We start from the raw sequence: 23,569 nt of genomic DNA, 5'->3' as shown, positions 1-23,569 counted from the left end.
TTGTTGTGGGGGGGTTGGGGTTGGGGGGGGCGGGGGGGGTGGGGGGGTAGTCGGGGGGGGGGGGGGGGGGGTTGGGGGGGGGGGACGGTGTCGGGTCCGCCTGCGGGGAGGGGGCCGTCGCGTCGGTGGGCGCCGTCGTGGAGTGCGGTGAGCACGGTGTCGAGGAGGGGGCGCAGGGCGGCGGGGCCGGTGGTGCCTCCGGCGAGGGGCGGGGTGGGCATGTGCGGTGGTGGCCCTTCGGAGCGCATGGGTGGACATCCCAGCTTGTCCGGGTTTCGGGTGGCGCGGCCGGTGAGCCCGGTGATCTGAACTCGAAAGGGGGACGGGTGTGCGATGGGGGCGAGGTGGTGCGGGTTCGGGTGGTATGGGTGCGGATGTTGTGGACCGGGCTGTTCGTGGGTGAGGGGAGGCGGCCCCGGAGGCATGGGCTGTGGGGGCGGTTTCGGCGGCTTGGGCTGTGGGGGGCGGCTCGGGTGCTGCGGTGGGGTTCGTCGCCTGTACGCAGACGCGATCGGGCGCCCGGGAGTTTTCTCCGGGCGCCCGATCGTGTCCGCGGGGGCGGGGCGTTCCTCGGGTTCGGTCAGCCGTACATCGCCACGCGGCAGAGGGCTGCGAGCGCGTCGTCGATGGGGTGGGGCTGCGGCTCGCCGGTGGGGCCGAGGGTGTTCCACCTCTGCTGGTTCAGTGCGACGGACAGCTGCCGGTTGCCGTCGGCGCGGGTCATGGACAGTGCTCCGGCGCCCCAGACCGTGCCGCCGTGGCCCCAGAAGGTGGCCTGACCGGGGGCCTTCGTCGGGTGCAGCCCGAGGCCGTACTCGATGGTCTTTCCCTCCTGGGAGATGACCGGGACGGTGCGTTGCATCTGTGCGAGCGATGACGGGCTGACGATCTCGCCGGCCAGCAGCATGCCGAAGAAGCGGTTGAGGTCGGTGACGGTCGATATCAGTGAGCCCGCGGGTCCCACCCATGACATGTCGTAGACGCTGTAGTCGCGCGGCGGGTCGATCATGCCGAACCACGCCTCGTAGATCTGCGAGTGCGGTCCCTCGACCTGTGTTCCGGTGGGGAGTTCGGTGTCCCGGAGTCCGGCGCGCTCGATGACGTTCCGGGTGATGCACTGCTCGGCCGTGGTGCCGGTGACGTGTTCCAGCAGTTCACCGAGGAGCAGGTAGTTGGTGTTGGAGTAGACGCCCGGTGTGCTGCCCGGGGCGCCGGTCGCAGGTGCGGTGACTCCCCTCTCGATGAGTTCGGTGGAGTGGAACCGGGTGAACCGGTTGTCGTCCAGGCTTTCGGGCCTGGTGTCCGCGGCGTTGGGGAATGCCTTGAGGGACGGGTAGGCGTAGGGGAGGTACTCGGCGAGGCCGCTGGTGTGGTTGATCAGCATCCGGACGGTGATGGCGTCACCGCGTTCTCCGGGGACGAGTCCCGGAAGGTACCTGCCGATGGGGGCGTCGAGACCGATCCGGCCGCTCTCGACCTGTTGCAGCACGGCGGCCGCGGTGAAGGTCTTGGTGATGCTGCCGACGCGGTGCCGCATGTCGGGGGTGACGGGGCGGCCGGTGGCGGTGTCGGCGACCCCGGCGGCACCGCGCCAGATCCGGTCGCCGTCGCGTACCTCGGCGAACAGGCCCGGCATTCCTGCGCGGTGGACGTTCTCGATGGCGGTGTCCAGCTCGGCGGGGGCCAGTGCGGCGGGGTCCAGTGCGTTCGTCACGGCTTGCGTCCTTTCGTAGTCCCGGGGGTGAGCTCCGCTCGGGTCGCCCGGCCCGGGTAACGGGGCACGAGTGGGGTGTCGGCCGGCCGGCTTCCAGCTGCCGTCACACCCATGCCCTCATTATGCACGCGGTGCGTGCAACACCAAGTGCATGAGCTAGGCTGGAAGCCGACGAGAGGAACGGGATGGCAGGGAGAAGGCGCTGGTCGACCGAGGAGATCCTGGATGCGGCGGCGGAGTTGCTGCGCACGGGCGATGCCGAGTCGTTCAGCGTGCGCAAGCTGGCCGCGGTCCTGGGGACCGATTCCTCCAGCCTCTACCGGCATTTCCGCAGCAAGACCGAGCTGCTGCGCGCCGTCGCCGACCGGATCCTGCTGGCCGCCATGGACGGCTACCGCCCCGAGGGTGACTGGAAGCAGCGCATCACCTCCCTGGGCCTGCGGCTGAGAGAGGCCTTCGGCCAACAGCCCCAGCTCGCCGCGGTCTGGGGGCGCTACGCGTCGAGCGGCACCGGTTCCCGGCTGGTCATGGAAGCGGTGCTGCAGGACCTGCGGGCGTCGGGCCTGCCCGACGAGGAGATCCCGGCGCACTATCACCGGATCGCGGTCCTCATCTCCGCGTTGGTCGCCTCCGAGGCCGGCGTCAGCACGATCACCACGCAGGAGTACGACCAGGGCATGGAGCTGTTCCGCGTCGCCGTGCTCGGCGCCGACCCCGAGCACTTCCCCGCTCTGTCACATTTCGCCCGTGATGTCCGCCCCCTCGGGATGGACCGCCGCGAAGCATTCGTCGAGCTGCTCGCGGCCCAGCTAGCGCAGGTGGAGGCCGCCGCGGTCCGGTCCTAGGAAGGGTCGGTCCTGCACACCACCGGCTGTGCCCGGCCCGCCCTCGGTGGTGAGGACGGGCCGGGCACGGGTGGTGCGGGTTCGTCGGTCCGGGTCAGTGGGCCTCGCGGACCGCGAGGGCGCGGCGCAGATCGTCGATCTGGTCGGCGAGTTTGCGGCGCAGCGCCGGGATCAGCGCCTGGTCGGTGAGTGCTTGTTCACCGAGGCGGAGGCTGTCGGCGTCGACTGCGTACGCGGGGAAGGCGTAACGTCCGGCGGCCTCCGCGATGGCGGGTCCGCGGCGGACGGCGAGTTCGGTGGCCTCGGGGTAGTAGCGGGGCACGTATGCGCTGACGAGGTCGGCCTGTTCGGGCTGCCAGAAGCCCTGTGCGACGGCGGTGAAGAGGTAGTTGGAGAGGCTGTCGTCGGTGAACATGGCCTGCCAGGCGGCGGCCTTGGCCTCGGGAGTGGGGAGGGCGGCGCGGCAGCGGGCGGCGCCTTCCTGGCCGGTGGCGCTGGGGTCCTGTTCGAGTTCGGCGGTGATGGTGGTGTCGTCGACGGCGCCGAGGACGGCGAGGCGGGTGAGGATGCGCCAGCGCAGTTCGGGGTCGAGTTCGGGTCCGCCGGGGACGGTGCCTTCGGTGAGCCAGCCGTGGATGGTGTCGGGCTGGGTGGCGGCGTCGATGAGGTGGCGTACGGCGATGAGGCGGAGACCGGGGTTGGTGCCGTCCTCGGTGCGGCGGATGAGGTCGCGGCAGAGGGCGGTGAGCGCGGTGAGGGCGGCGGGCCGCTGTTCGGGGGTGAGGTAGCGGCCGGCGATCTGGGTGTCGGCGAAGGTGAGGACGCCCTGGTGGAGTGCGAGGTCGCTCTCGTGCGGGAGGTGGGTGCGGGCCGCCTCGATGTAGACGGCGGGGTCGAGTTCGCCGTCGCGGACCATGTCGCGGGCGGTGTTCCAGATGACAGCGCGGGTGAGTGCGTCGGGAACGCCGGAGAGGCTGTTCAGGGCGGTGTTCCAGGAGTCCGGGTCGAGGCGGACCTTGGCGTAGGTGAGGTCGTTGTCGTTGAGGACGACGAGGGCGGGGCGGCGGCCGGGCCTGGTGGTGGGGGTGCCGTCCTGCGGTACGGCGATCTCGAAGCGGTCGCGCAGGACGAGGCGTTCGGGGCCTGTCTGGGTGTCGATGGCGTGGTCGTAGGTGCCGACGGCGATGCGGTGGGGGCGGGTGCCCCGGTGGTCGACGGTGAGGGACCAGGTGGTGTCGGCTTCGGTGATGTGCGGGGTGAGGGTGTCGACGCCGGTGGTGCGCAGCCACTGGTCGGCCCAGGCGTGGACGTCCTGGTCGGTGGCTGAGGCGAGGTTGTCGATGAAGTCGGCGAGGGTGGCGTTGGCGAACTTGTGGCGTGCGAAGTGGGTGTTGATGCCGGCGAGGAAGTCCTTCTCGCCGAGCCAGGTGACGAGCTGGCGGAGGGCGGAGGCGCCCTTGGCATAGGAGATGCCGTCGAAGTTGAGCATCGCGGACGCGGTGTCGGGGACGGCGGCGGGGTCGGGTGCGACGGGGTGGGTGGAGGGGCGCTGGTCGGCGTCGTAGCCCCAGCCCTTGCGGGCGACGCCGAAGTCGACCCAGGTGTCGGTGAACCCGGTGGCTTCGGCGAGGGTCTGGTAGCCCATGTACTCGGCGAAGGACTCGTTGAGCCAGATGTCGTCCCACCAGGCGAGGGTGACGAGGTCCCCGAACCACATGTGGGCCATTTCGTGGGCGATGACCATGCCGCGGGTCTGGCGCTCGGTGTCGGTGACGGCGGAGCGATAGATGAATTCGTCGCGGAAGGTGACGAGGCCGGGGTTCTCCATGGCGCCCGCGTTGAATTCGGGGACGAAGGCCTGGTCGTAGGAGTCGAAGGGGTAGGGCTCGTCGAACTTCTCCTGGAACCGGTCGAAGCAGGCCCGGGTGATGTCGAGGATCTCGTCGGCGTCGGCGTCGAGGTGGGGGGCCAGGGAGCGGCGGCAGTGGATGCCGAAGGGCAGTCCGGCGTGTTCGGTGGTCACGGAGTGCCAGGGGCCGGCGGCGACGGCGACGAGGTAGGTGGAGATGGGTGGGGTGGGGGCGAGGGTCCAGCTGCCGTTGCCGGTGTGCCGGCTGGTGCTGTTGCCGAGGACGGTCCAGCCTTCGGGGGCGGTGACGGTGAGGGCGAAGACGGATTTGAGGTCGGGCTGGTCGAACGCGGCGAAGACGCGCTGGACGTCTTCCATGAAGAGCTGGGTGTAGACGTAGCTCTCGTTGTCGGTGGGGTCGGTGAAGCGGTGCATGCCTTCGCCGGTGCGGGAGTAGCGCATGGCGGCGTCGATGCGGAGTTCGTGCTCGCCGCCGGTGAGGGCGGTGAGGGGGAAGCGGTTGCCGTCGAGGCCGGTGGGGTCCAGCGGCTGCCCGTCGAGGCTGACGGAGCGCAGGGTGGCGGGCTTGATCTCGACGAAGGTGTCTCCGGCTGTGCGGGCGGTGAACCGGATGACGGTGTGGGAGTCGAAGGTCTCCTCCCCCGCGGTCAGATCGAGGTCGACCGTGTACCGCTGGACTTCGAGGAACTGGGCTCGGGTCTGCGCTTCGTCGCGCGTCAGTACGGACATGGGCCCATGCTGCCGTATGCGGCGTGCGGGGTGCGGGCGGGTTCGCGGCGGGCTGAGCGGATTCGTACGGTTCCTTTGAGGGCTAAGATTCTTACCTGTTGTGTACCTGTTCGGAGGAGTGCCCGCGATGGCGAAGAACCAGGCATCCGTGACGTCTGCGGCGTCCGGGAGGCGGCAGGATGCGGTGGCGTCGATCGTCGAGGACTGGCGGCGCGAGCGGCCGGAGCTGGATACGGCTCCGTTGGAGGTGTTCGGCCGGCTGCACCGGGCGTTCCTGCGGTACAGCACGGCGATCTCGCGGCCGGTGGAGCGCAGGGGGCTGTCGATGGCCGGGTTCGATGTGCTGACGGCGCTGCGCCGGGCGGGGGCGCCGTTTCGTCGTACGGCGGGTGAGCTGGCCGATTCGGGGCTGATCAGCTCGGCGGGGGTGACGTTGCGGATCGACCGGCTGGAGAAGGACGGCCTGATCCGGCGGGAACGGGATCCGGAGGACCGGCGGGTGGTGCACTCGCGGCTGACGGAGGAGGGGTTGTCGGTGATCGACGAGCTGTTCTCGGAGCATCTGGACAATGAGCGGCGGATGCTGGCGGGGTTGTCGCCCGCGGAGTGCCGGCAGTTGGCGCGGTTGCTGGAGAAGCTGGAGCGGTCTGTGTTGGCTGCGGAGTCGGAGGAGTAGCGGGCGGGGGCCGGGGGCGCTCCGCGGGGGCACGGTTACCCCGGTGCGGGTGGTGTCCTCAATCGCCGGACGGGCTTGGTTTTGCCGGCGATTGAGGACGTTCCTCAGGCTGTCTCGGCCTGGGTTTCCGCCTCGGTTCGGTACATGCGGCGGACGCGGACCACGCCCAGGTCGTGCTGGTAGAGGTTCTCCGCCTGGTCGGCGTCCGTGCGCAGGTCCTCCAGCATGATGCGGTCCTGTTCGAGGACCTCCCAGTGGCGGTCCTCCAGGAGCGTCCTGTAGAGGAAGCGCCAGGTGTCGCGCTGCCAGTCGGTGACCTTGCGGTAGCGCCAGAAGAAGACGGAGCAGCGGTTCTCGTCGATGGGGGTGGCCATGCCGACGATGCCGAACGGTCCGCCGGGGCCGGCGGTGGGCGGGTACGGGATGGTGAGGTCGACCCAGTCGACGCCGGTGCGGCAGAGTTCGACCCAGTCGAAGTTGACACCGCTCTGGTCGGTCTTCTCGAAGAAGAAGCCGCGTTCGGTCTCGCGGATGCGGAAGCGTGCGGTGGTCTGGCCCTCGGCCATGCTGTGCGAGTCGCGGTGCAGGAACGATCCGTGCATGGGGTCGAGCAGGTTCTCCACCGCGTAGCGCCAGTTGACGTTCCACTCGGCGTAGCAGAGGAACGCGGTGGTGCCGGGGTCGGTGAGCTGTTCGGGCAGGACGAGCGGTGCCGGTTCGGGGTGCTGGTCGTCGCCGAAGTAGGCGAGGATCGCGCCGCCGGTCTCGATGAGGTGGGGGGCGGCGACGAGCTGTTTGCCTTCGAGGTTGCAGCCGGGCAGGCCGGGGACGGCGGCGACGGTGCCGGTGCCGTCGACCTGGACGCCGTGGTACCAGCAGGCGATGCGGTCGCCGAGGTGCTTGCCGAGGGAGAGGCGGGCGCCACGGTGCGGGCAGCGGTCCTCCAGCATGTGGAGGGTGCCGTCGGCGCGGCGGAAGAGGAGCCATTCCTCGCCGAGGAGGGTGAGGCGTTTCATGCCGCCGGCGGGGACGAAGTCGGAGGGGCAGACGGCGTACCACTGGTTGCGGATGCCGGTGGCGAAGAGCCGGTCGGCGGTGCGGTTGCCGGGGCGGGCGACCTCGGAGGGGCGGGTGGGGGTGCCCGGCTGTACGGGGGTGGCGGTATCGGTGGTCATGGCTGTGTCACGCTCCCAGTCGTCGCATCTCGGTGCGGAAGGTTTCCTCGGTCCACGGGCTGCCGTCGGGCGCGGGCAGGTCGCGGGCGTTGAGTCCGGCGACGAGGCCGGGCAGGTCGTGGGCGCCGCTGCCGAAGACCTCTTCGATCTCCGCGGCGAGCTTCTTCTCGTACGGGGTGGGCTCGGCGGTGCGTGACTGGTTCGGGTTGAGGTACTGCTGGGTGTCCGGGGTGGTCATGTCGGCTCCCTTCGGGGGCGTTTCAGAGGTCGAGTACGAGGCGGGGGGTGCGGGCGCGGGAGACGCAGAGCATCATCGACGCGCCGGCTTCGCGTTCGCCGTCGGTGAGGAGGAAGTCGCGGTGGTCGGGGGTGCCTTCGATGACCTTGGTCTCGCAGGTGCCGCAGATGCCGTCGCGGCAGGAGGAGGCGATGGTGATGCCGGCGTTCTCCAGTGCGTCGAGCACGGAGGTGTCGGGGCCGACCTCGACGGTGCGTCCGGTGCGCGAGCAGACGACGTCGAAGCCGGTGTCCTCGCCGTCGCGCGGTGGGGCGGCGGGTGCGGCGAAGCGTTCGGTACGGGCGTCGGGGCAGCGTTCCTCGACTGCGGCGAGGAGCGGTTCGGGTCCGCAGCAGTAGACCTGGGTGCCGGGGGCGAGGCCGCCGATGAGGGTGTCGAGGTCGGGGTGGCCGTGTTCGTCCTGGGGTACCAAGTCGACTGCTCCGCCGGAGAGTTCGGCGAGCGCGGTGAGTTCGGTACCGAAGGCCATGGAGGTGCGGCTGCGGCCCCCGTGGACGAGCCGCCAGGGGGTGCCGGTGCGGGCGGCCTCGCGGGCCATGGCGAGGATCGGGGTGATGCCGATGCCGCCTGCGATGAAGAGGTAGCCGGTGACGCCGGGGGTGGTGTCGAGCTCGAAGTGGTTGCGGGGTCCCTGGACGTGGAGGGTCTGGCCGGGGCGGAGCTCGGTGTGGATGTGGGCGGAGCCGCCGCGGGAGGCCGGTTCCCGGAGGATGCCGATGCGCCAGTGGGTGGTGTCGGCGGGGTCGGAGCACAGGGAGTACTGGCGGATGTGTCCGCCGGTGTGTACGTCGATGTGCGCGCCGGGCTGCCAGGCGGGGAGCGGCTTGCCGTCCGGGTGGGTGAGTTCGATGCTCAGGACCCCGTCGGCTTCCCAGGTCATGCGGTGGACGAGCAGGTCGAGCCGGGGTTCCTCGGCGGTTGTCATGACGGGTTGCCTCCTTCTCCAGGGGTATCGGTGGCGGTGGTGGGGAGCTTGACCGGCGGGGTGAACGGGGTGTTCATCGGGCCGAGTGCGGTGAGGTCGATCTCGACGAGGGTGGGGCCCGGGGACGCGGTGGCGTCCTTGATGACGGGTCCGGCGTCCGCCTCGGCGGCGATGCGTGCGTACGGGAGTCCGACGGCGGCGGCGAGGAGGGCGAAGTCGGGGGTGGTGAGGTCGACTCCGGAGCGGCGGGGGAAGTGGTTGTCCTGCATGTTGCGCAGGACGCCGTAGCCGCCGTCGTTGAAGACGAGGAGGGTGAGGTCGGGCTTCTCCTGGGCGAGGGTGAGGAGTTCGCCGAGGTGGACGGCGAGGCCGCCGTCGCCGGCGATGACGACGGTGGGGGTGCCGGGGCGGCCGAGTGCGGCGCCGATGCCCATGGCGAGGCCCTGGCCGATGCCGCCGCCGCGCGGGAAGACGTTGGTGGCCGGGTCGGTGATCTCCAGGAGCCGGTTTCCCCAGGTGGAGGAGGGGATGGTGACATCGCGAGCGATGACGGATCCGGGCGGGCAGGCGTCGCGGATGGCGTCGTTGATCGCGGCCTGGGGTCCGATGGCGTGGCGCTGGGCGGTGCGGGCGTCGGTGCGGGCCTTGGTGACGCGGTCGGGCCAGCTCGTCTGCGTACCGCCGCTGGTGACGCGTCCGAGGAGGGCGGCGAGTACGGCGGCGGCGTCGCCGTGCAGGGCGACGGTGGCAGGGTACACGCGGCCGGGGGCGGCCGGGTCGAGGTCCAGCTGGATGTGGACGGGCGGGAGTCCGAGGCTGTAGTCGGCGGTCTCGTTGGAGCGGAAGTGGGTGCCGATGGACAGGAGTACGTCGGCTTCGGCGAGCAGGGCGCGGCCTGCGGGGGCGGTCGCGTAGTTGCCGAGGACCCGGTCGTCGGATTCGGGGACGGAGCCGCGGCCTGAGTTGGAGGTGACGAGTCCGGCGTTCAGCGCGTCGAGGAGTGCGGCGAGTTCGGGGCGGGCGCTGTTGGCTCCACCGCCGGCCCAGACGAGGGGGCGGCGGGCGGCGGACAGCAGCGCGGCCGCTTCGTCGAGGAGTGCGGGGTCGGGCAGGGCAGGGGCGTCGGCCGTGCGGACGGGGGTGCCGGTGAGCTGCTGGGGGGCGAACTGCAGGTCGATGGGCCATTCGACGCTGACCGGTCCGTGCGGGGCGGTGAGTGCGCGGGCCGCCGCGTCGCGCAGGATGTCGCCCGCGCCGGTGGCGTCGGTGATGGTGACGGCGTGTGTGGAGACCGCGCGGAGCATGCCGAGCTGGTCCTTGGTCTCGTGGATGAAGCCGCGTCCGGAGCCGAGGTACTCGCTGTCGATCTGGCCGGTGATGTGCAGGACGGGGGTGCCGGAGCTGAGGGATTCGATGAGCGAGCCTGCCGCGTTGCCCGCTCCGGTACCGGTGCTGGTGAGGGCGCAGCCGAGGTTGCCGGTGGCGCGGGCGTAGCCGTCGGCCGCGTTGACGGCGGCGGCCTCGTGGCGGACGGGTACGAAGCGCAGATCGCGGTCGACGGCTTCGACGAGCGGCAGGTTGTGCACGCTGACGATGCCGAACACCGTGTCGACGCCGAGTCCGCGCAGCGTCTCGACGAGCAGGTCGCCGCCGTTGGGTCGGGTCATGTCGGGTGCTCCTGAATGGGGTGGGTGGGGTGTGGGTTACGCGACGGCGCGGTTGACGCCGCCGCAGACGTCGACGGTGGTGCCGGTGATGTACGAGGCCCTGGGCGAGAGCAGTGCGGTGACGGCGTACGCGACTTCGTCGGCGTTGCCGAGGCGGCCCAGTGCGATGCCGCGGTCCGCGGCGAGTTCGGCCTGCCAGGCCGGGTAGTCGAGGGGGCTGCCGGAGGCTGCGTGGCGGCGTTCCCACTGTCCGGTGTCGATGAGGCCGAGGCAGACGGAGTTGACGCGGATGCCGTCGGGGGCGAGTTCCTTGGACAGCGAGGTGGAGAGGTTGAGGATGCCGGCGCGGGCGGCGCTGGTGGTCATCAGCGCGGTCTCGGGCTGTTTGGCGAGGACGGCGTTGATGTTGACGACGGAGGCGTTGCCGGATGCCCGCAGGTGGGGCAGGGCTGCGTTGAGGGGGTTGAGGACGCCGAAGAACTTGAGTTCCAGTTCGTCGCGCCAGTCGTCGGTGGTGGTTTCGGCGAAGGGTTTCATCCGGGAGGCGCCGGCGTTGTTGACGAGTCCGTCGAGTCCGCCCAGGTGGTCGGCGGCGGCCTCGGTGAACGTGCGTACGGCGGCTTCGTCGCGGACGTCGCAGGGTGCGTGGTAGAGCGTGTCCTTGGCGGCGAGGCCGTCCAGGGCGTCGTCGAGAGCGTCGGCGCGGCGGCCGCAGGTGGCTACGCGGGCGCCCTCTTCGAGCAGCATGCGGACCGTGGCGAGGCCGACGCCGGAGCTGCCGCCGGTGACGAGGATGCGGCGGCCTTTCAGGCGGAGGTCCATGGGGTGCTCCTTTCGGTTGGGGGTGCGGGGCGCTCCGCGGGAACACCGGGGCCCCGGTGCGGGTGGTGTCCTCAATCGCCGGACGGGCTTGGAGTGGTCGTCGGATGGGACACCTTTTGCGGGCGGGGTCACTGCATCGTGAAGCCGCCGTTGACCGCGAAGGTCTGGCCCGTGATGTAGCCGGACTCCTCTCCGACGAGGAACGCGATCAGTCCGACCAGGTCGGCCGGCTGCTGCGGCCGGGAGATCGCCCGGTTGAGCCGGTACAGCTCGTGGCGTTCGGCGGGGATGTCCACCGCGGACTCCCCCTCGGTGAGGCCGGGGGCGACGGCGTTGACCGTGATGCCGAAGTCGCCGGTCTCGCGTGCCATGGCCCGGGTCAGGGAGATCACGGCGCCCTTGGACGCGATGTAGTGGGCGAGCCTGGGCGACCCGTACAGCGCGGCGTCCGAGGCGAGGTTGACGATGCGTCCGCTTCCGTGGGCCCGCATGAGCGGGAGGAGGGCGCGGGCGACGAGCCAGGGGCCGCGGGCGTTGACCGTCATGATGCGGTCCCATGCCTCGACGTCGATCTCGTGGAAGGGCTTGCCGCCCACCGCGTTGGCGAGTCCGGCGTTGTTGACCAGTCCGTACAGGCGGCTGCCGTCACCGGCGAGGGCGGTGGCCAGGGCGTCGGTGGAGTCCGGGTCGGCGACGTCGAGCGGGTGGAAGTCCGCGGTGATGCCGTCGGCGCGCAGTTCGTCGGCCGCCTGCCGGCCGGTGGTCTCGTCGAGTTCGGCGATGACGACGCGGTATCCGTCGCTGCCGATCCGGCGGGCCGCGGCCAGTCCCAGGCCGCGGCCGGCGCCGGTGACGACGACCGTACGGGCGGTACGGGGGGTGTCGTCGGTGGCCATCAGTCGCGGGTGACGCCGTGCATCGGGGAGTGCTCGGGGTACGTCGGGACCTGCGGCTTCTGCGTGCCGATGATGACGCAGAACAGGGCGTCGGTGTCGCCCTCGTTCTTCAGGGAGCGGGCCACTCCGGCGGGGACGACGATCATGTCGCGGTAGCCGAGGGTGCGGTACTCGGCCTCGCCGGCGCCGCGGTGGATGCCGACCCTGACCTGGCCCTCCAGGACGAAGAAGGCCTCCTCGACGTCGTGGTGGGTGTGCTCGGGTCCTTCGGCGCCCGGCGGGAGCAGCATGTTGGAAAGAGTGAAGCCGCCGGACGGGAGGATGCGGTTGTCGCTCTCGTGGTTGCCGGTGGCGCCGGAGCCGACGTAGCGGATCTGGGCGCGGCGGTACTGGGCGCCGGCCTTCTCCTGGAAGGAGAGGGTGTCCCAGTCGGGCTCGCGGGAGTCCTTGGTGGCGATGAGTGAGTCGGTGTACTTCGCGAGGTCACCGTCGGTCTCGTACGGGGTGTTGTCGATGGGCACGAGATGCTCCTTGGTTCGGTGGTGGGGCTGGGTGGTCCGTCGTTACGCGGGAACGCGGGCGACGACGTGGAGGTGGGCGCGGACCCAGGCGTTGAAGGCCTCGGGCCGTTCCTGGTTGGCGAGGTGTCCGGCGCCGGAGAGGGTGACGTAGACGGATGTGGCGAGTGCGCCGGCGATGGCCTGCGACTCGTCGGTGCCGGTGACGGTGTCCTGTTCGCCGCACAGGACGAGGGCCGGTGCGGTGATGGCGGGCAGCTCGTCGGTGAGGTCGGCGCCCGCCATGGCCTCGGCGGCGTATCCGTAGCCGGGGCTGCGGACGGAGGCGGCCATGGTGGTGACGACGCGTTCGACGAGTGCGGGGGGTGCGGCGGCCGAGACGAGGCGGGGACCGCGGGCCGCGGCGAAGGCCTGGGGCCCTTCGGCGGCGAGCTGTTCCGCGCGCCCGAGCATGGCCTTCGCCCTGTCCGGGTGGGTGCCGGAGCCGCGGCTGGAGTCGGCGACGATCAGCGAGGCGACGAGTTCCGGGTGGCGGGCGGCGAGGCGCAGCGCGATGACGCCGCCCCAGGAGACGCCGAGGACGTGGGCGGGGCCGCCGTGTTCGCGGATGAGGGCGGCGGCGGTGTCCGCGTAGCCGTCGAGGCCGGGGGCGTGGTCCGGATCCGGGGAGTTCGCGTAGCCGGGTGCGTCCCAGGCCACCACGTGTACCTGGTCGGCGAGTCGGTCGAGCTGGGGGGTGAAGGCGGCGGAGGAGGAGCCGATGCCGTGCAGGCAGAGCAGCAGGGGCGCGTCGGGGTCGCCGGCCTCCCGGGTGTGCACGGCTCCGGCGGCGAGGGCGGCAGGGGCGGCGGTCACAGGATCTGTCCCGCCCGGCCGACCACGGCGCCGAGGCTGCGGAGCACGGCGTACGGGACGACCTGGCTGGTGGCGGGGTTCGCGGCGTCGGGCCGGTGGGCGGCCTCGAAGCGGTAGCTGCCGTGCGGACCTGCCGCTTCGATGACGTGCCGGGTGAGGGTGGCGGCGGGGTCGGCGACGACGACGACCTCGACGAGGGCGGGGTCGCCGGTGGCGAGCGCGACGGATGCGGCCACGTTGGTGGACCGGGGGAATTTGACCGGTACGTCGACTGCGGTGCCGCGCATCACCTCGACGGGTTCGGTGGTGGTGCGCAGCCGTTCGGTCAGCTCGGCGTCCATCCACGGCTGGTGGAGGGTGCCGGGCAGTTTGGTGGTGGTGAGGGTGACGGAGGTGAGGGGGCCCAGGCCGCGGACGGCCTGGAGGAGGTCGAGTCCGCCGACGGCCCCGCCGGTGAAGTAGACGCGTCCGGGTCCGGCGGCGCGCAGCCGGCCGGTGAGTTCGGGGTCGACGAGTGCGCCGGTGGAGGCGATCAGCAGGTCGGCGCCGCTGTTCAGGACCCGCTCGGCCCATTCCCGTACGACTGCCTGGCCCGCTGCTTCGACGATCAGGTCGCAGACGTCGAGTGCGTCCTCGAAGGACAGCTGGGGTGCGGGGGCGTCGACGAGGGGGCGGTTGTCGATGATGCAGGTGAGTTCGGCGCCGGGGATGTGTCCTTCGGCGAGTGCGGTGCCGACGACGCGTCCGATGGCTCCCCAGCCGACGAGGCCGATGCGGCGCACGGGGCGGGCGGGGCGGCTGGGTGTTTCCGGGCGGGGGGTGAGAGTGGCGGTCATGCGGTCACCTCTTCGGTGGTGTCGGCGCAAGCTGCTGTGCCGGCGAGGGGTCCGGGGTCGGGGGTGCCCGCCATGTGGCAGCGGATTCCGGGCGAGGGCGGGCCGGCGGTGCCCCAGAGGTCGGAGAGGTCGGGGGTGCGGCGCCAGACCTTGGCGATCCAGGCGTCCTCGACGATCTGGGCGACCTCGGAGGTGTATTCGCAGACGAGTCCGGCGGGGTCGGTGAAGTAGGAGAACGTGTTGTTGCCGGGTCCGTGCCGGCCGGGTCCCCACTGGGGGGTGATGCCGTGGTGGCGCAGCCGGCCGAGGCCGCGCATGAAGTGGTCGACCGATGTCATCTCGTAGGCGACGTGGTTGAGCGAGGTCCACTCGGCCTGGTTGAAGGCGATGCAGTGGTGGTCGGCGTTGCAGCGCAGGAACGCCATCTGGTGCTCGGACCAGTCGGAGACGCGCAGGCCGAGTACCGAGGTGTAGAAGGCGACGGCGGCGTCGATGTCCGTGGTGTTGAGGACGGTGTGGGTGACGCCGACGGGGACGGCGGCGTCCCGGCCGCGCGGGGTGACGGCGTGGGTCTGGGCGCTGAGTTCGATCAGCCGGCCCTCGGGGTCGGTGAAGCGGAGTCCGTAGCCGCCGCCGACCTGGTCGAGGGGGCCGGGGCCGGCGACCGGGACGATGGAGCGGGCGAGGAGGCGGCGGGCGGCCTCGTCGATCTCGGCGGGGGTGGCGACGGCGAAGGTGATGCGTCCGAGGCCGTTCTGCTCGCCGCGGGCGAGGTGGAGGACGTGGTGTTCCTCGCCGGTGCCGCGCAGCCAGGTGGCGTCCGTCTCGCGTTCGACGGCTTCCAGGCCCCAGACCTCGGAGTAGAAGTCGGCGGACTCGGTGAAGGCGGGGGTGTGCAGTTCGACGGAGCGCAGGGCGCGCAGCCGGGCGACGGGCTGGGGGTTCTCGTGGGGCATGGCGTTCTCCCGCTCGGATATGTGGGGCTGCGGTGTCAGTGGGTGGCCCAGGGCAGTGGGGTGGTGTCGGTGGCCCAGTAGAGGGACTTCTGCCGCTGGTAGCCGCGGATGAGGTCGCGGCCCTTCTCGGTGCCGATGCCGCTGTCCTTCAGCCCGCCGAACGGGGTGGAGATGCTGAACTGTTTGTACGTGTTGATCCAGACGGTGCCCGCGTCGATGCGGCGGGCCAGGCGCCAGGCCCTGGCGTGGTCGCGGGTCCAGATTCCGCAGGCCAGTCCGTACACGCTGTCGTTGGCCTGGGCGACGAGATCGTCCTCGTCGTCGAAGGGCAGGGCGATCAGGACGGGGCCGAAGATCTCCTCCTGGCAGACGCGGGCGGTGTTGGGCAGCCCGTCCAGGACGGTGGGCAGGTAGTAGGCGCCGTCGCGGTACTCCTCGCCGTCGGGGGCCGCTCCCCCGCAGCGGACGGTGGCGCCCTCGGCGCGGGCCAGGTCGACATGGGCGGCGACGCTGTCGCGGTGGCGGTGGTGGACGAGCGGGGCGACCTGGGTGCCGGGGTCGGTGCCGGGTCCGACACGCAACTTCTCGGTACGGGCGACGAGTTCGCCGAGGAACTCCTCGTAGCGGGAGCGGGCGACGAAGAGCCGAGAACCGGCGATGCAGCTCTGTCCGCTGGAGGAGAAGACGCCGTACATGACGCCGGCCAGGGCCTGTTCCAGGTCGGCGTCCTCCAGCACGATGGTCGGCGACTTGCCGCCGAGCTCCAGTGACAGCGGCATCAGCTTGTCGGCGGCGATGTGGGCGAGGGTGCGGCCGGTGGCCGTACCGCCGGTGAAGGTGACCTTCCCGACGGCGGGGTGGCGGACGATCGCGTCACCGATGACGCTGCCGCGGCCGGGCAGCACGGAGAGCAGCGCGGTGGGCAGTGCGGCCTCGGTGAGTGCCTGGTGGACCAGGCGGCCGAGCGCGAGGGCGACCAGGGGTGTCCACTCGGCGGGCTTGAGGAGGACGGCGTTGCCGGCTGCGAGTGCGGGGGCCAGCTTCTGGGCGTCGCTGGCGATCGGCGAGTTCCAGGGGGTGATCGCGCCGACGACGCCGATGGGTTCGTGGACGCTCATCGTGACGTACGGGCCGCGGGCCGGGGTGAGGGCGTCCTCGGCGGTCTCCAGGGCGGCGGCGGTGTAGCGGAAGGTGCCGGCGGCGCTGAGGACGAGGGCGCGGGTCTCGGTGCGGCATTTTCCGGTGTCGGCGGTCTGCAGGGCGGAGAGCCGGTCGGCGCTCTCCTCGACGAGGTCGGCGACGCGGTGCAGCAGCCGGGCGCGGAGGTGGGCGGGCAGCTCGCGCCAGGCGGGGTCCCGGGCTGCGCGGGAGGCCGCAGCGGCGGCCTCCTCCACGTCGTCGAGGGATGCGGCGTGCACGGTGGCGATGATCCGGCCGGTGGCCGGGTCGACCGTTTCGATGAGGGCTCCACGGCCCTGGCGCCACTGCCCCGCGACCAACACCTCGTCGGCAAGCATCAGTTGGCCTCCTGCTGTCATTTCGGTTACCTCAGGCCTAAAAAGCTAAGCCCTTAAGTAATCGACCGCAAGCCCCCTCGGGAAAAACTCTTTCGCCTCGGAGGTCTTGACGGCATCCACCCCTGGGCGGATAAAACTTAAGCACTAAGAAGCTAGGCACTTGCAGAGATCCCATGGGGACACCGCTCGGTTCCACCAGCTCACGAGCGTCGTGAAGCCGTTCCTCACCGGTACGCTCGGCTCACTCCCGGCCCCCTCTGCAAGCCGTACGCCTGGCTCCCCAACCGCTCCGGCTCCACGCGGAGCAGGAGGAACCCTGGATGAGCACCGACACCTCGAAGGACGCCGTACCGGGCCCACCGCCGGCCGGTACCACGCGCGCCGCCATCGCAGCCCGCTTCGAACGGCTGCCCCTGTCCCGCTGGCACGTCACCGTCCGCCTCATCGTGGGGGTCGTCACCTTCTTCGAGGCCTTCGACCAGCTGCTGATCGCCTATGCCATGCCGGAGCTGCGCGACGAATGGCACCTGACCACGGGCGATGCCACAGCGGTCCTCACCGTCGGCTCGGTCGGCATGCTCATCGGCGCCCTGCTGTCGGGGCGGCTCGCCGACCGCTACGGCCGGGTGAAGGTGATCGCGTACTGCGTCGCCGCCTCGGGCCTGGTCAGCCTGGCGCTGACCGCCTGCACCTCGCTCACCCCCTTTCTGGCGCTCCGCTTCGTGCAGGGGCTCGCGATCGGCGGCGAGGTGCCGGTGGCCGCGGCCTTCATCAGCGAGATCACCCGGAGTTTCAAACGGGGCCGCTTCGTCCTGCTGTACGAGCTCGTCTTCCCGGCCGGTCTCACCATCGGCGCCCTGGTCGCGGCCTGGGTGGTCCCGGCGGCGGGCTGGCGGGTGATGTTCGCGATCGCCGCCGTGCCGGGTCTGCTGGCCTTCCTCGTCCAGCGCAGGGTCCCGGAGTCACCGCGCTGGCTGGCGGACCGGGGCCGGCTCACGGAGGCCGAGACGGTGATGTCACTGATCGAGGCCAAGGTGTCGGCGGCCACGGGCGAACCGCTGCCTCCGCCGCTCGGCCCCTCACCGACGCCGGAACCGGCGCCGGCCTCGGCCGCCGCCACCCCGGCGGAACGCGCCGCGAGCGGCGTCCGCGGCCTGTTCACCGGCCGCTACCGGCGCCGCACACTGGTCGTCGGCGCGATCTGGTTCACCGGCTACTTCGTCAACTACGGCGTGACGTCCTGGCTGCCCACCATCTACAAGGACGAGTACGGCCTGACGCTCTCCGACGCCCTGCTCTACTCCACGGTGACCTCGGTCGCCGGTCTGCTCGGCTGTCTGCTGGTCGCGCTGACGGTGGACGTCATGGGCCGCCGCCGGATCTTCGCGATCTGCCTCGGCGCCTCGGCCGCGCTCCTGCTGACCCTCGCCGCGCTGGGCGCCCACTCCCCCGCCCAGGTCCTGCTCTGGACGTCCCTGTCCGCGGTCGGCTTCTTCGGCTCCAACATCTGCCTGTATCTGTACACACCCGAGCTGTACCCGACCCGGATGCGGGCCCTGGGCTGCAGCGTCGGCGGCGCGGTCAACCGCCTGGGTGTGATCCTCGGCCCGATCCTGGTCGGCGTGGTCTACGCGGCGGGTGACAGCGTCGCGGCGGTGTTCGTGATGCTGGGTGCGGTGGCCGTGGTGGGCGCGGTGGTGGCGGGAACACTGGCCGAGGAAACGGCGAACCGCCCGCTGGAGGAGATCTCCCCCTGAGGGGGCGGCGGCCGGCGGGCGGTTACGGAAGGCGGGTGCGGGGCCCTCAGGCCCGCGCGTCGGCGCCCGTACCGTTCGCCGACTCCTCGGCGATCCGCTCGTGGTGACGGATGACCTCGGCCACGATGAAGTTCAGCAGCTTCTCGGCGAACGCCGGATCCAGGTGGGCGCTCTCCGCCAGCTGCCGCAGCCGGGCGATCTGGCGGCCCTCCCGGGCCGGGTCGGCCGGGGGGAGCTGGTGGGCGGCCTTGAGGTGGCCCACCTGCTGAGTGCACTTGAAGCGCTCGGCGAGCATATGGACAACAGCCGCGTCGATGTTGTCGATGCTCTCGCGCAGCCGGTTCAGTTCGGCGCCTACGGAATCGTCGATGTCGCTCGTGGTCATGGTCATCGAGCTTAGATGGTCCGGCGGTCCGGCCATCGGGGGGCGGCACCGGGGCACACGAGCCCGGCCTGATCCGAACGGAAGACGCTACGGACTGATCGTCGGCGGATGGTCCGGGTCGGGCACCCGGTCGCTCCAGCCGCCCGGCACACTGCGCCCCTGCTGTTCGCGGAAGCGGACCGGGGCCGTGCCGACGCGACGGGCGAACAGCCGGGAGAAGTACGCCGGATCGTCGTACCCGACGCGGCGGGCGACGGCCGCGACCGGCAGATCACTCGTGGCCAGGAGCTCCTTGGCACGGCCGAGCCGGATGCCGAGCAGGTAGTCCTTCGGGCTGCACCCCGCCCCGCGCCGAACGGCCGTGCGCAGTTCGGCGGGGGTCATGCCGTGCCGGGCGGCGTGCTCGGCGACCGAGAGCGGCTGGAACGCGTCCCTGGTCAGGGCCTGGAGCACCGGGTCGCCGTCGGGGCTCACATCGGCGCGGGCCCGGCGCAGCGCGACGAGCAGTTCATGGACGGCCGCACCGGTCTCCACCTCCAGCAGCGGGTTCCCGCGCCGCGCCGCCCTCACCATCCGGCCGATCGCGGCCCGTGGTGCGGCCGTGTCGGAGAGCGGGACGAGGGGGCGGTCCGGCTCGATGTAGCCGAGCTCGGTGTACGTGGTGGTGGCCGGGCCGGTGAAGTCGACGAAGCTCTCGTCCCAGCCGGTGACCGGGTCGGCGCCGTAGTGGTGCGGGGTACCCGGGGTCAGCCAGATCAGGCTGGGCCCGGTGACGGGCGTCCGCCGCCCGTCGGGCCCCGCGAACCATCCGCTGCCCGAGCTGATGACCACGGCCACGTGGTGGTCCAGGGTCCGGGGCCCGACGGTGGGCAGCGTGCCGTGCTGCAGTCCCACCCCGAGACAGACCAGGCCGAGGCGGTGGTGGAGCGGGCTCGGGGTGAAGAAGCGCATCCAGGTGTGGTACATCGGCCTTCGCTCCCCGGTCCTCGCATCGTGCCACGGCAGCGGTGTGCTGCGTCCAAACAGCAGTGATCTTTGTCCATGGACCGGCCGCACGCCAGGGGGTGAGGCTGGGTCGCGACATTCCTCCCGGGTTCGCCCGCTCCGTCGCAGGTGCCGCATTCCGCCGCTGCCGGGGCGCGGCGGCCCGGGCCGCCCGCACAGGAGAGAACGAGCACGATGGCTGACTTCACGGTGGGCGACGACGACCACTTCCGGCTCGACGGGCAGCCCGTACGACTGCTGTCGGGCGCCCTGCACTACTTCCGGGTGCACGAGGCACAGTGGGATCACCGGCTGTCGATGCTGCGGGCGATGGGCCTGAACTGTGTCGAGACGTATGTGCCGTGGAACCTCCACGAGCCGCAGCCGGGCCGCTTCCGGGACGTCGCGGCGCTCGGCCGGTTCCTGGACGCGGCTCAGCGGGCCGGCCTGTGGGCGATCGTCCGCCCGGGCCCGTACATCTGCGCGGAGTGGGAGAACGGCGGACTGCCCGTCTGGGTGACCGGGGAGTTCGGCCGCCGGGTGCGGACCAGGGACGCCGGCTATCTGGACGCGGTGCGGCGGTGGTTCGCCGAGCTGCTCCCCCAGGTCGCCGAGCGGCAGATCGACCGCGGCGGCCCGGTGATCATGGTGCAGGCGGAGAACGAGTACGGCAGCTACGGCACCGACCGGGTCTACCTGGACCGGGTGGCGGCGATGCTCGGCGAGTACGGCGTGAGCGTCCCGCTGTTCACCTCCGACGGGCCCGAGGACCACATGCTCACGGGCGGCTCGGTGCCCGGTCTGCTCGCCACGGCGAACTTCGGGTCGGGCGCGCGCGAGGCCTTCCGGGTGCTCCGGCGCCATCAGGACGCGGGTCCGCTGATGTGCATGGAGTTCTGGTGCGGCTGGTTCGAGCACTGGGGGGCGCCGCCGGTCGTGCGGGATCCGGCACAGGCCGCCGACGCCCTGCGGGAGATCCTGGAGTGCGGGGCGTCGGTCAACATCTACATGGCGCACGGCGGGACGAACTTCGGCGGCTGGGCGGGCGCCAACCGCTCGGGTCCGCTCCAGGACCAGGAGCTCCTGCCGACGGTGACGTCGTACGACTACGACGCGCCGGTCGACGAGTACGGGCGGCCCACGGAGAAGTTCTGGCTGTTCCGGAAGGTACTCGCCGAGTACGCGGACGGCCCGCTGCCCGAGCTGCCGGCCGAGCCCGCCGGACTTGCCGCACCGCTGCGGGCCGCACTGACCGACTGGGCGCCGCTCCAGGACGTGCTGGAGACGCTCGGCGACGAGGAGCGGCCGGAATCCGGCGTTCCGCCGACGTTCGAGGAGCTGGGCGTCGACCGCGGTCTGGTGCGCTACCGGGTGGACGTCCCGGGCCCGCGCCGCCCGTACACCCTGGGTGTCTCGGGGCTCAGGGACCGGGCGGTGGTGTACGTGGACGGTGTCCGCAAGGGCGTCCTGAGCGAGGAGGACGGCACCCTGGAGGAGCCGGTGGCCGGGCCCGCCGGGGTCGAGCTGTGGGTGGAGTCGCTGGGCCGGGTCAACTACGGGCCGCGGCTGGGCGAGGCCAAGGGGATCACCGGCGGGGTGCTGCACGAGCGCCAGTTTCTGCACGGCGTACGGGCGCGGGCGCTGCGGCTCGACGCGTTCGGGGAACAGGCGGTGGCCGGCGTCCCGTTCGCACCGGTCGACGGGTCGGGGCGCGGCGGCCTGTACCGGGGCGGCTTCGAGCTCGCGGACGCGGCCGGCACCGGGCACGCGGGGCTGGAACTGCCGGGCTGGACGCGCGGATTCGTCTGGGTGAACGGGTTCTGCCTCGGGCGGTACTGGTCGGCGGGCCCGCAGCGGACGCTGTACGTGCCGGGTCCGGTGCTGCGGAACGGCGCCAATGAGGTGTGGGTGCTGGAGGTGGAGGGCGCGGGAGCGCCGTACGCGGAGCTGGGCCCGGGACTGCCCGTCCGTACGGACCCCGCTGCCGGCAGCGGGGTCTGACCGGCCGGACCCTTCCCCCGGCCCGCCCGCCCGGCCCCGGCTACAGTGGGGCGGAGCCGAGCGGCGCGGACGGGGGTGAGGGCGTGAGCGACAGCCCCCATGGCAGTCCGGTGGTGCACGGTTTCCCGCACCTCGCCACCGTCCGGTCGGCGATCACCGCGCTGTACCGGCGGCTCTCCTACGACGGTGTCCACCGTTTCGCGCCCAGTTTCCTGCCCGCCGACGCCGCCTTCGCCGATTCGGACGATCTGCACCTCGGCGCCCAGCGCGTGGCGCGCGCGATGGTGCAGCACCTGCATCTTCCGGACGCCCGCATGATCGTCGCGTTCCGGTCGATGGAGCATGCCGGAAGCGTCGAACTCGCCGCCGGCCCCGAGTACTTCATCGAGCTCAACGACAGGTTCCGTACCCATCGCAGGGACATCGGCGCCGCGCTGTCGCACGAGGTCATGCACGTCCTGCTGCACCGGCTCGACCTGGAGTTCCCCGGCACCCGCGACAACGAGATCCTCACCGACACCGCGGCGGCCTATCTGGGCGCGGGCTGGCTGCTGCTGGACGCCTTCCGGGAGGACGCCACCTCCAGCCAGAAGCTCGGCTACCTCACCCCTGAGGAGTTCGGGTACGTCCTGGCGAAGCGGGCGCTCGCCTTCGACGAGGACCCCTCGCCGTGGTTCACCAGCCCGCAGGCCTACACGGCTTACACGAAGGGGCGGGCACAGGCGCTGCGCGAGAGCCTGCAGCCGCCGCTGACGGCGGCCGGCTGGGCGGGCCGCCGCCGGTACGCCAAGGACCGGCGGTACGCCCAGGACCATCCCGGCGCGGGTGCGGCTCCGGGCCCCGAGGCCCCGTACACCTTCGAGACCACCCGGGACGGGCTCCGCGTCGCCTTCCCGTGCCCGACCTGCCATCAGCGCAACGGGGTTCCGGTGCGCGGCCGGGTACGGGCGCGGTGCGGGCTGTGCCGCACGGTGCTGGACTGCACGACGTGAGACGCCGCAGCCCGCAACGGGCCGCGGCGCGCAGCGTATTACAGTCGAAATGTGGCAGAAGATCCGATGGCGGAAGCGGCGACGGGCGAACAGGGCCTGATCGATGCCCTGTACGACGGTGAGAACGCCGTCGTACGGCTGCTCCGCGCCGGTGTGTCCGCCGAGACGTCCGACGAGGAGGGCACGAGCGCGCTCTATCTGGCGGCGGTCTCGGACCGGCCCGGTGCGGTGCGGCTGCTCCTTGCCGCGGGCGCCGACCCCGACCGGGCGTGCGGGCCCGAGTCCGGCGACCTGCCCCTCTGCGGGGCGGCGTGCGGCGGTCACACCGAGGTGGTCGAGGCGCTGCTGGCCGCCGGGGCGCGGCCGGATCTGCGTGAGCAGTTCGGGTTCACGGCGCTGCGCTGGGCGGTGGGGCTCGGCCACGCACGGACCGCGCAGACGCTGCTCTCCCACGGCGCCGACCCCTGTCTGCCGGGCCCCGAGGGCGAGTCGCCCCTGGTCCTGGCAGCCCGGCGGGGCTCCCTGGAGACGGTACGCGCGCTGCTGCGCCACGGTGCGGGAGCGCCGGACGGGGCACTGGAGGAGGCGCTCGCCGAGGCACGGCGCATGCTGAACGTGGACCTGGAACAGGAGATGCGCGACGGCCTGCTGGAGGCGTACGGGGACACGGCGTCGCACGAGGTCGTGGTGGAGCGTGCCGTCGTGGACGGCGGGCAGACGCTGACCGTCGAACTGGTGCGGAACGGAGCTCCGTTCGCAGGCCGGGACCAGCAGACGGGACACGGCGCGATCACCACGCTCCTGGAGACGGAGCTGGGAATCCGGGCCCCGTTCGAGGAGCTGGCACGACGGGCCCTGCGGTACGGCGGCCCGGACCTGGACAACTGGCACGCGTCGGCGGAGGCGTTGCGCGAGCGCGGCGGCGAGGAGACCCGGCAGGCGGCGGTCGCGTGGTGCGCGGCGGATGACCCGCTGCGCAGGGCGTTCGGCGCGGACGTCCTGTCCCGGCTCGGTTGATTTCACGCTGCCGCACCGGACAAGCCCGCCGGGCACGAACAGGCCCGTGCGGGGGGGGGCGGGCGGGGGGGGGGGGGGCGGGGCGCCCCCGGGCGCGCGCGGCGCGGACGCGCCGCGGGGGGGTTGTGGGAGGC

At 72.0% G+C, this 23,569-nt stretch carries 21 protein-coding genes and 1 pseudogene; 6 read left to right on the top strand and 16 right to left on the bottom strand.

The genetic code is table 11. The annotated features are described in order from the left end of the window. Both ACFVW8_RS30250 and ACFVW8_RS30245 read right to left on the bottom strand, forming a co-directional pair. Window positions 1-221, bottom strand: a pseudogene (locus ACFVW8_RS30250) (hypothetical protein); the annotation flags it as partial. A gap of 359 nt (window positions 222-580) precedes the next feature. After that, window positions 581-1,714, bottom strand: coding sequence for a serine hydrolase domain-containing protein (locus ACFVW8_RS30245; RefSeq protein ID WP_389695551.1), 1,134 nt, complete (start codon window positions 1,712-1,714; stop codon window positions 581-583). A gap of 185 nt (window positions 1,715-1,899) precedes the next feature. Here ACFVW8_RS30245 and ACFVW8_RS30240 point away from each other — a divergent pair, with 185 nt between their 5' ends. Then, window positions 1,900-2,559: a TetR/AcrR family transcriptional regulator gene (locus ACFVW8_RS30240; RefSeq protein ID WP_389695549.1), complete on the top strand. Its 660-nt coding sequence runs from the start codon at window positions 1,900-1,902 to the stop codon at window positions 2,557-2,559. 94 nt (window positions 2,560-2,653) lie between these two features. Here ACFVW8_RS30240 and pepN read toward each other — a convergent pair whose 3' ends face one another. Beyond that, window positions 2,654-5,158 (bottom strand): aminopeptidase N, encoded by a 2,505-nt coding sequence (gene pepN, locus ACFVW8_RS30235; protein WP_389695547.1) that lies wholly within the window; start codon window positions 5,156-5,158, stop codon window positions 2,654-2,656. Between the two features lie 127 nt (window positions 5,159-5,285). Here pepN and ACFVW8_RS30230 point away from each other — a divergent pair, with 127 nt between their 5' ends. Next, window positions 5,286-5,834 (top strand): MarR family winged helix-turn-helix transcriptional regulator, encoded by a 549-nt coding sequence (locus tag ACFVW8_RS30230; RefSeq protein ID WP_389695545.1) that lies wholly within the window; start codon window positions 5,286-5,288, stop codon window positions 5,832-5,834. A gap of 104 nt (window positions 5,835-5,938) precedes the next feature. Here ACFVW8_RS30230 and ACFVW8_RS30225 read toward each other — a convergent pair whose 3' ends face one another. The 11 genes from ACFVW8_RS30225 to ACFVW8_RS30175 form a co-directional block, all read right to left on the bottom strand. Continuing rightward, window positions 5,939-7,009, bottom strand: a complete 1,071-nt coding sequence (locus tag ACFVW8_RS30225; protein ID WP_389695543.1) for a Rieske 2Fe-2S domain-containing protein — start codon at window positions 7,007-7,009, stop codon at window positions 5,939-5,941. Between the two features lie 7 nt (window positions 7,010-7,016). Then, entirely contained in the window at window positions 7,017-7,247 is a 231-nt protein-coding gene (locus tag ACFVW8_RS30220) for a recombinase-like helix-turn-helix domain-containing protein (protein ID WP_389695541.1), read from the bottom strand. 22 nt (window positions 7,248-7,269) lie between these two features. Continuing rightward, on the bottom strand, window positions 7,270-8,232 hold the full coding sequence (locus ACFVW8_RS30215; protein ID WP_389695539.1) for a PDR/VanB family oxidoreductase: 963 nt from the start codon (window positions 8,230-8,232) through the stop codon (window positions 7,270-7,272). Then, entirely contained in the window at window positions 8,229-9,899 is a 1,671-nt protein-coding gene (locus tag ACFVW8_RS30210) for a thiamine pyrophosphate-binding protein (protein ID WP_389695537.1), read from the bottom strand. The genes ACFVW8_RS30215 and ACFVW8_RS30210 overlap by 4 nt, the downstream gene beginning before the upstream one ends. A 36-nt stretch (window positions 9,900-9,935) precedes the next feature. After that, window positions 9,936-10,721 (bottom strand): SDR family oxidoreductase, encoded by a 786-nt coding sequence (locus tag ACFVW8_RS30205; RefSeq protein WP_389695535.1) that lies wholly within the window; start codon window positions 10,719-10,721, stop codon window positions 9,936-9,938. A 128-nt stretch (window positions 10,722-10,849) separates the two neighbouring features. Next, window positions 10,850-11,617: an SDR family oxidoreductase gene (locus ACFVW8_RS30200; RefSeq protein ID WP_389695533.1), complete on the bottom strand. Its 768-nt coding sequence runs from the start codon at window positions 11,615-11,617 to the stop codon at window positions 10,850-10,852. Next, a complete protein-coding gene (locus ACFVW8_RS30195; RefSeq protein WP_389695531.1) occupies window positions 11,617-12,138 on the bottom strand; it encodes a cupin domain-containing protein in 522 nt (173 codons plus the stop codon). Before ACFVW8_RS30195 ends, ACFVW8_RS30200 begins: the two co-directional genes overlap by 1 nt. Before the next feature lie 42 nt (window positions 12,139-12,180). Then, window positions 12,181-12,990, bottom strand: coding sequence for an alpha/beta fold hydrolase (locus tag ACFVW8_RS30190; protein ID WP_389695529.1), 810 nt, complete (start codon window positions 12,988-12,990; stop codon window positions 12,181-12,183). Beyond that, window positions 12,987-13,826 carry an aspartate dehydrogenase domain-containing protein gene (locus ACFVW8_RS30185; RefSeq protein WP_389695527.1) on the bottom strand — a complete coding sequence of 280 codons (840 nt, stop codon included), beginning with the start codon at window positions 13,824-13,826 and terminating at the stop codon, window positions 12,987-12,989. The genes ACFVW8_RS30190 and ACFVW8_RS30185 overlap by 4 nt, the downstream gene beginning before the upstream one ends. Next, the gene (locus tag ACFVW8_RS30180) at window positions 13,823-14,782 is read right to left on the bottom strand and encodes a VOC family protein (protein ID WP_389695525.1); all 960 of its coding nucleotides are present in this window, start codon (window positions 14,780-14,782) and stop codon (window positions 13,823-13,825) included. The genes ACFVW8_RS30185 and ACFVW8_RS30180 overlap by 4 nt, the downstream gene beginning before the upstream one ends. Before the next feature lie 35 nt (window positions 14,783-14,817). After that, a complete protein-coding gene (locus tag ACFVW8_RS30175; RefSeq protein WP_389695553.1) occupies window positions 14,818-16,299 on the bottom strand; it encodes an aldehyde dehydrogenase in 1,482 nt (493 codons plus the stop codon). Between the two features lie 320 nt (window positions 16,300-16,619). Here ACFVW8_RS30175 and ACFVW8_RS30170 point away from each other — a divergent pair, with 320 nt between their 5' ends. Next, window positions 16,620-18,056 (top strand): MFS transporter, encoded by a 1,437-nt coding sequence (locus ACFVW8_RS30170; protein ID WP_389695523.1) that lies wholly within the window; start codon window positions 16,620-16,622, stop codon window positions 18,054-18,056. A gap of 46 nt (window positions 18,057-18,102) precedes the next feature. On the opposite strand, the gene ACFVW8_RS30165 is transcribed toward ACFVW8_RS30170, so the two are convergent. Further along, complete coding sequence (locus ACFVW8_RS30165) at window positions 18,103-18,441, bottom strand: chorismate mutase (RefSeq protein ID WP_389695521.1); 339 nt, start codon at window positions 18,439-18,441, stop codon at window positions 18,103-18,105. Window positions 18,442-18,528: 87 nt separating this feature from the next. Beyond that, window positions 18,529-19,407 carry a helix-turn-helix domain-containing protein gene (locus ACFVW8_RS30160; protein ID WP_389695519.1) on the bottom strand — a complete coding sequence of 293 codons (879 nt, stop codon included), beginning with the start codon at window positions 19,405-19,407 and terminating at the stop codon, window positions 18,529-18,531. Between the two features lie 213 nt (window positions 19,408-19,620). On the opposite strand from ACFVW8_RS30160, the gene ACFVW8_RS30155 reads away from it, so the two are divergent. From ACFVW8_RS30155 to ACFVW8_RS30145, 3 genes are all read left to right on the top strand, one after another. Beyond that, window positions 19,621-21,426, top strand: a complete 1,806-nt coding sequence (locus ACFVW8_RS30155) for a beta-galactosidase family protein (protein WP_389695517.1) — start codon at window positions 19,621-19,623, stop codon at window positions 21,424-21,426. 83 nt (window positions 21,427-21,509) lie between these two features. Further along, window positions 21,510-22,418, top strand: coding sequence for a hypothetical protein (locus ACFVW8_RS30150; RefSeq protein WP_389695515.1), 909 nt, complete (start codon window positions 21,510-21,512; stop codon window positions 22,416-22,418). 51 nt (window positions 22,419-22,469) lie between these two features. Next, window positions 22,470-23,435 (top strand): ankyrin repeat domain-containing protein, encoded by a 966-nt coding sequence (locus ACFVW8_RS30145; protein WP_389695513.1) that lies wholly within the window; start codon window positions 22,470-22,472, stop codon window positions 23,433-23,435. Window positions 23,436-23,569: the final 134 nt, after the last annotated feature.

This window comes from Streptomyces sp. NPDC058221 (assembly GCF_042882365.1).
In the GTDB taxonomy this organism is placed as follows: domain Bacteria; phylum Actinomycetota; class Actinomycetes; order Streptomycetales; family Streptomycetaceae; genus Streptomyces.
This window is presented reverse-complemented; position numbering and strand designations above follow the sequence as displayed.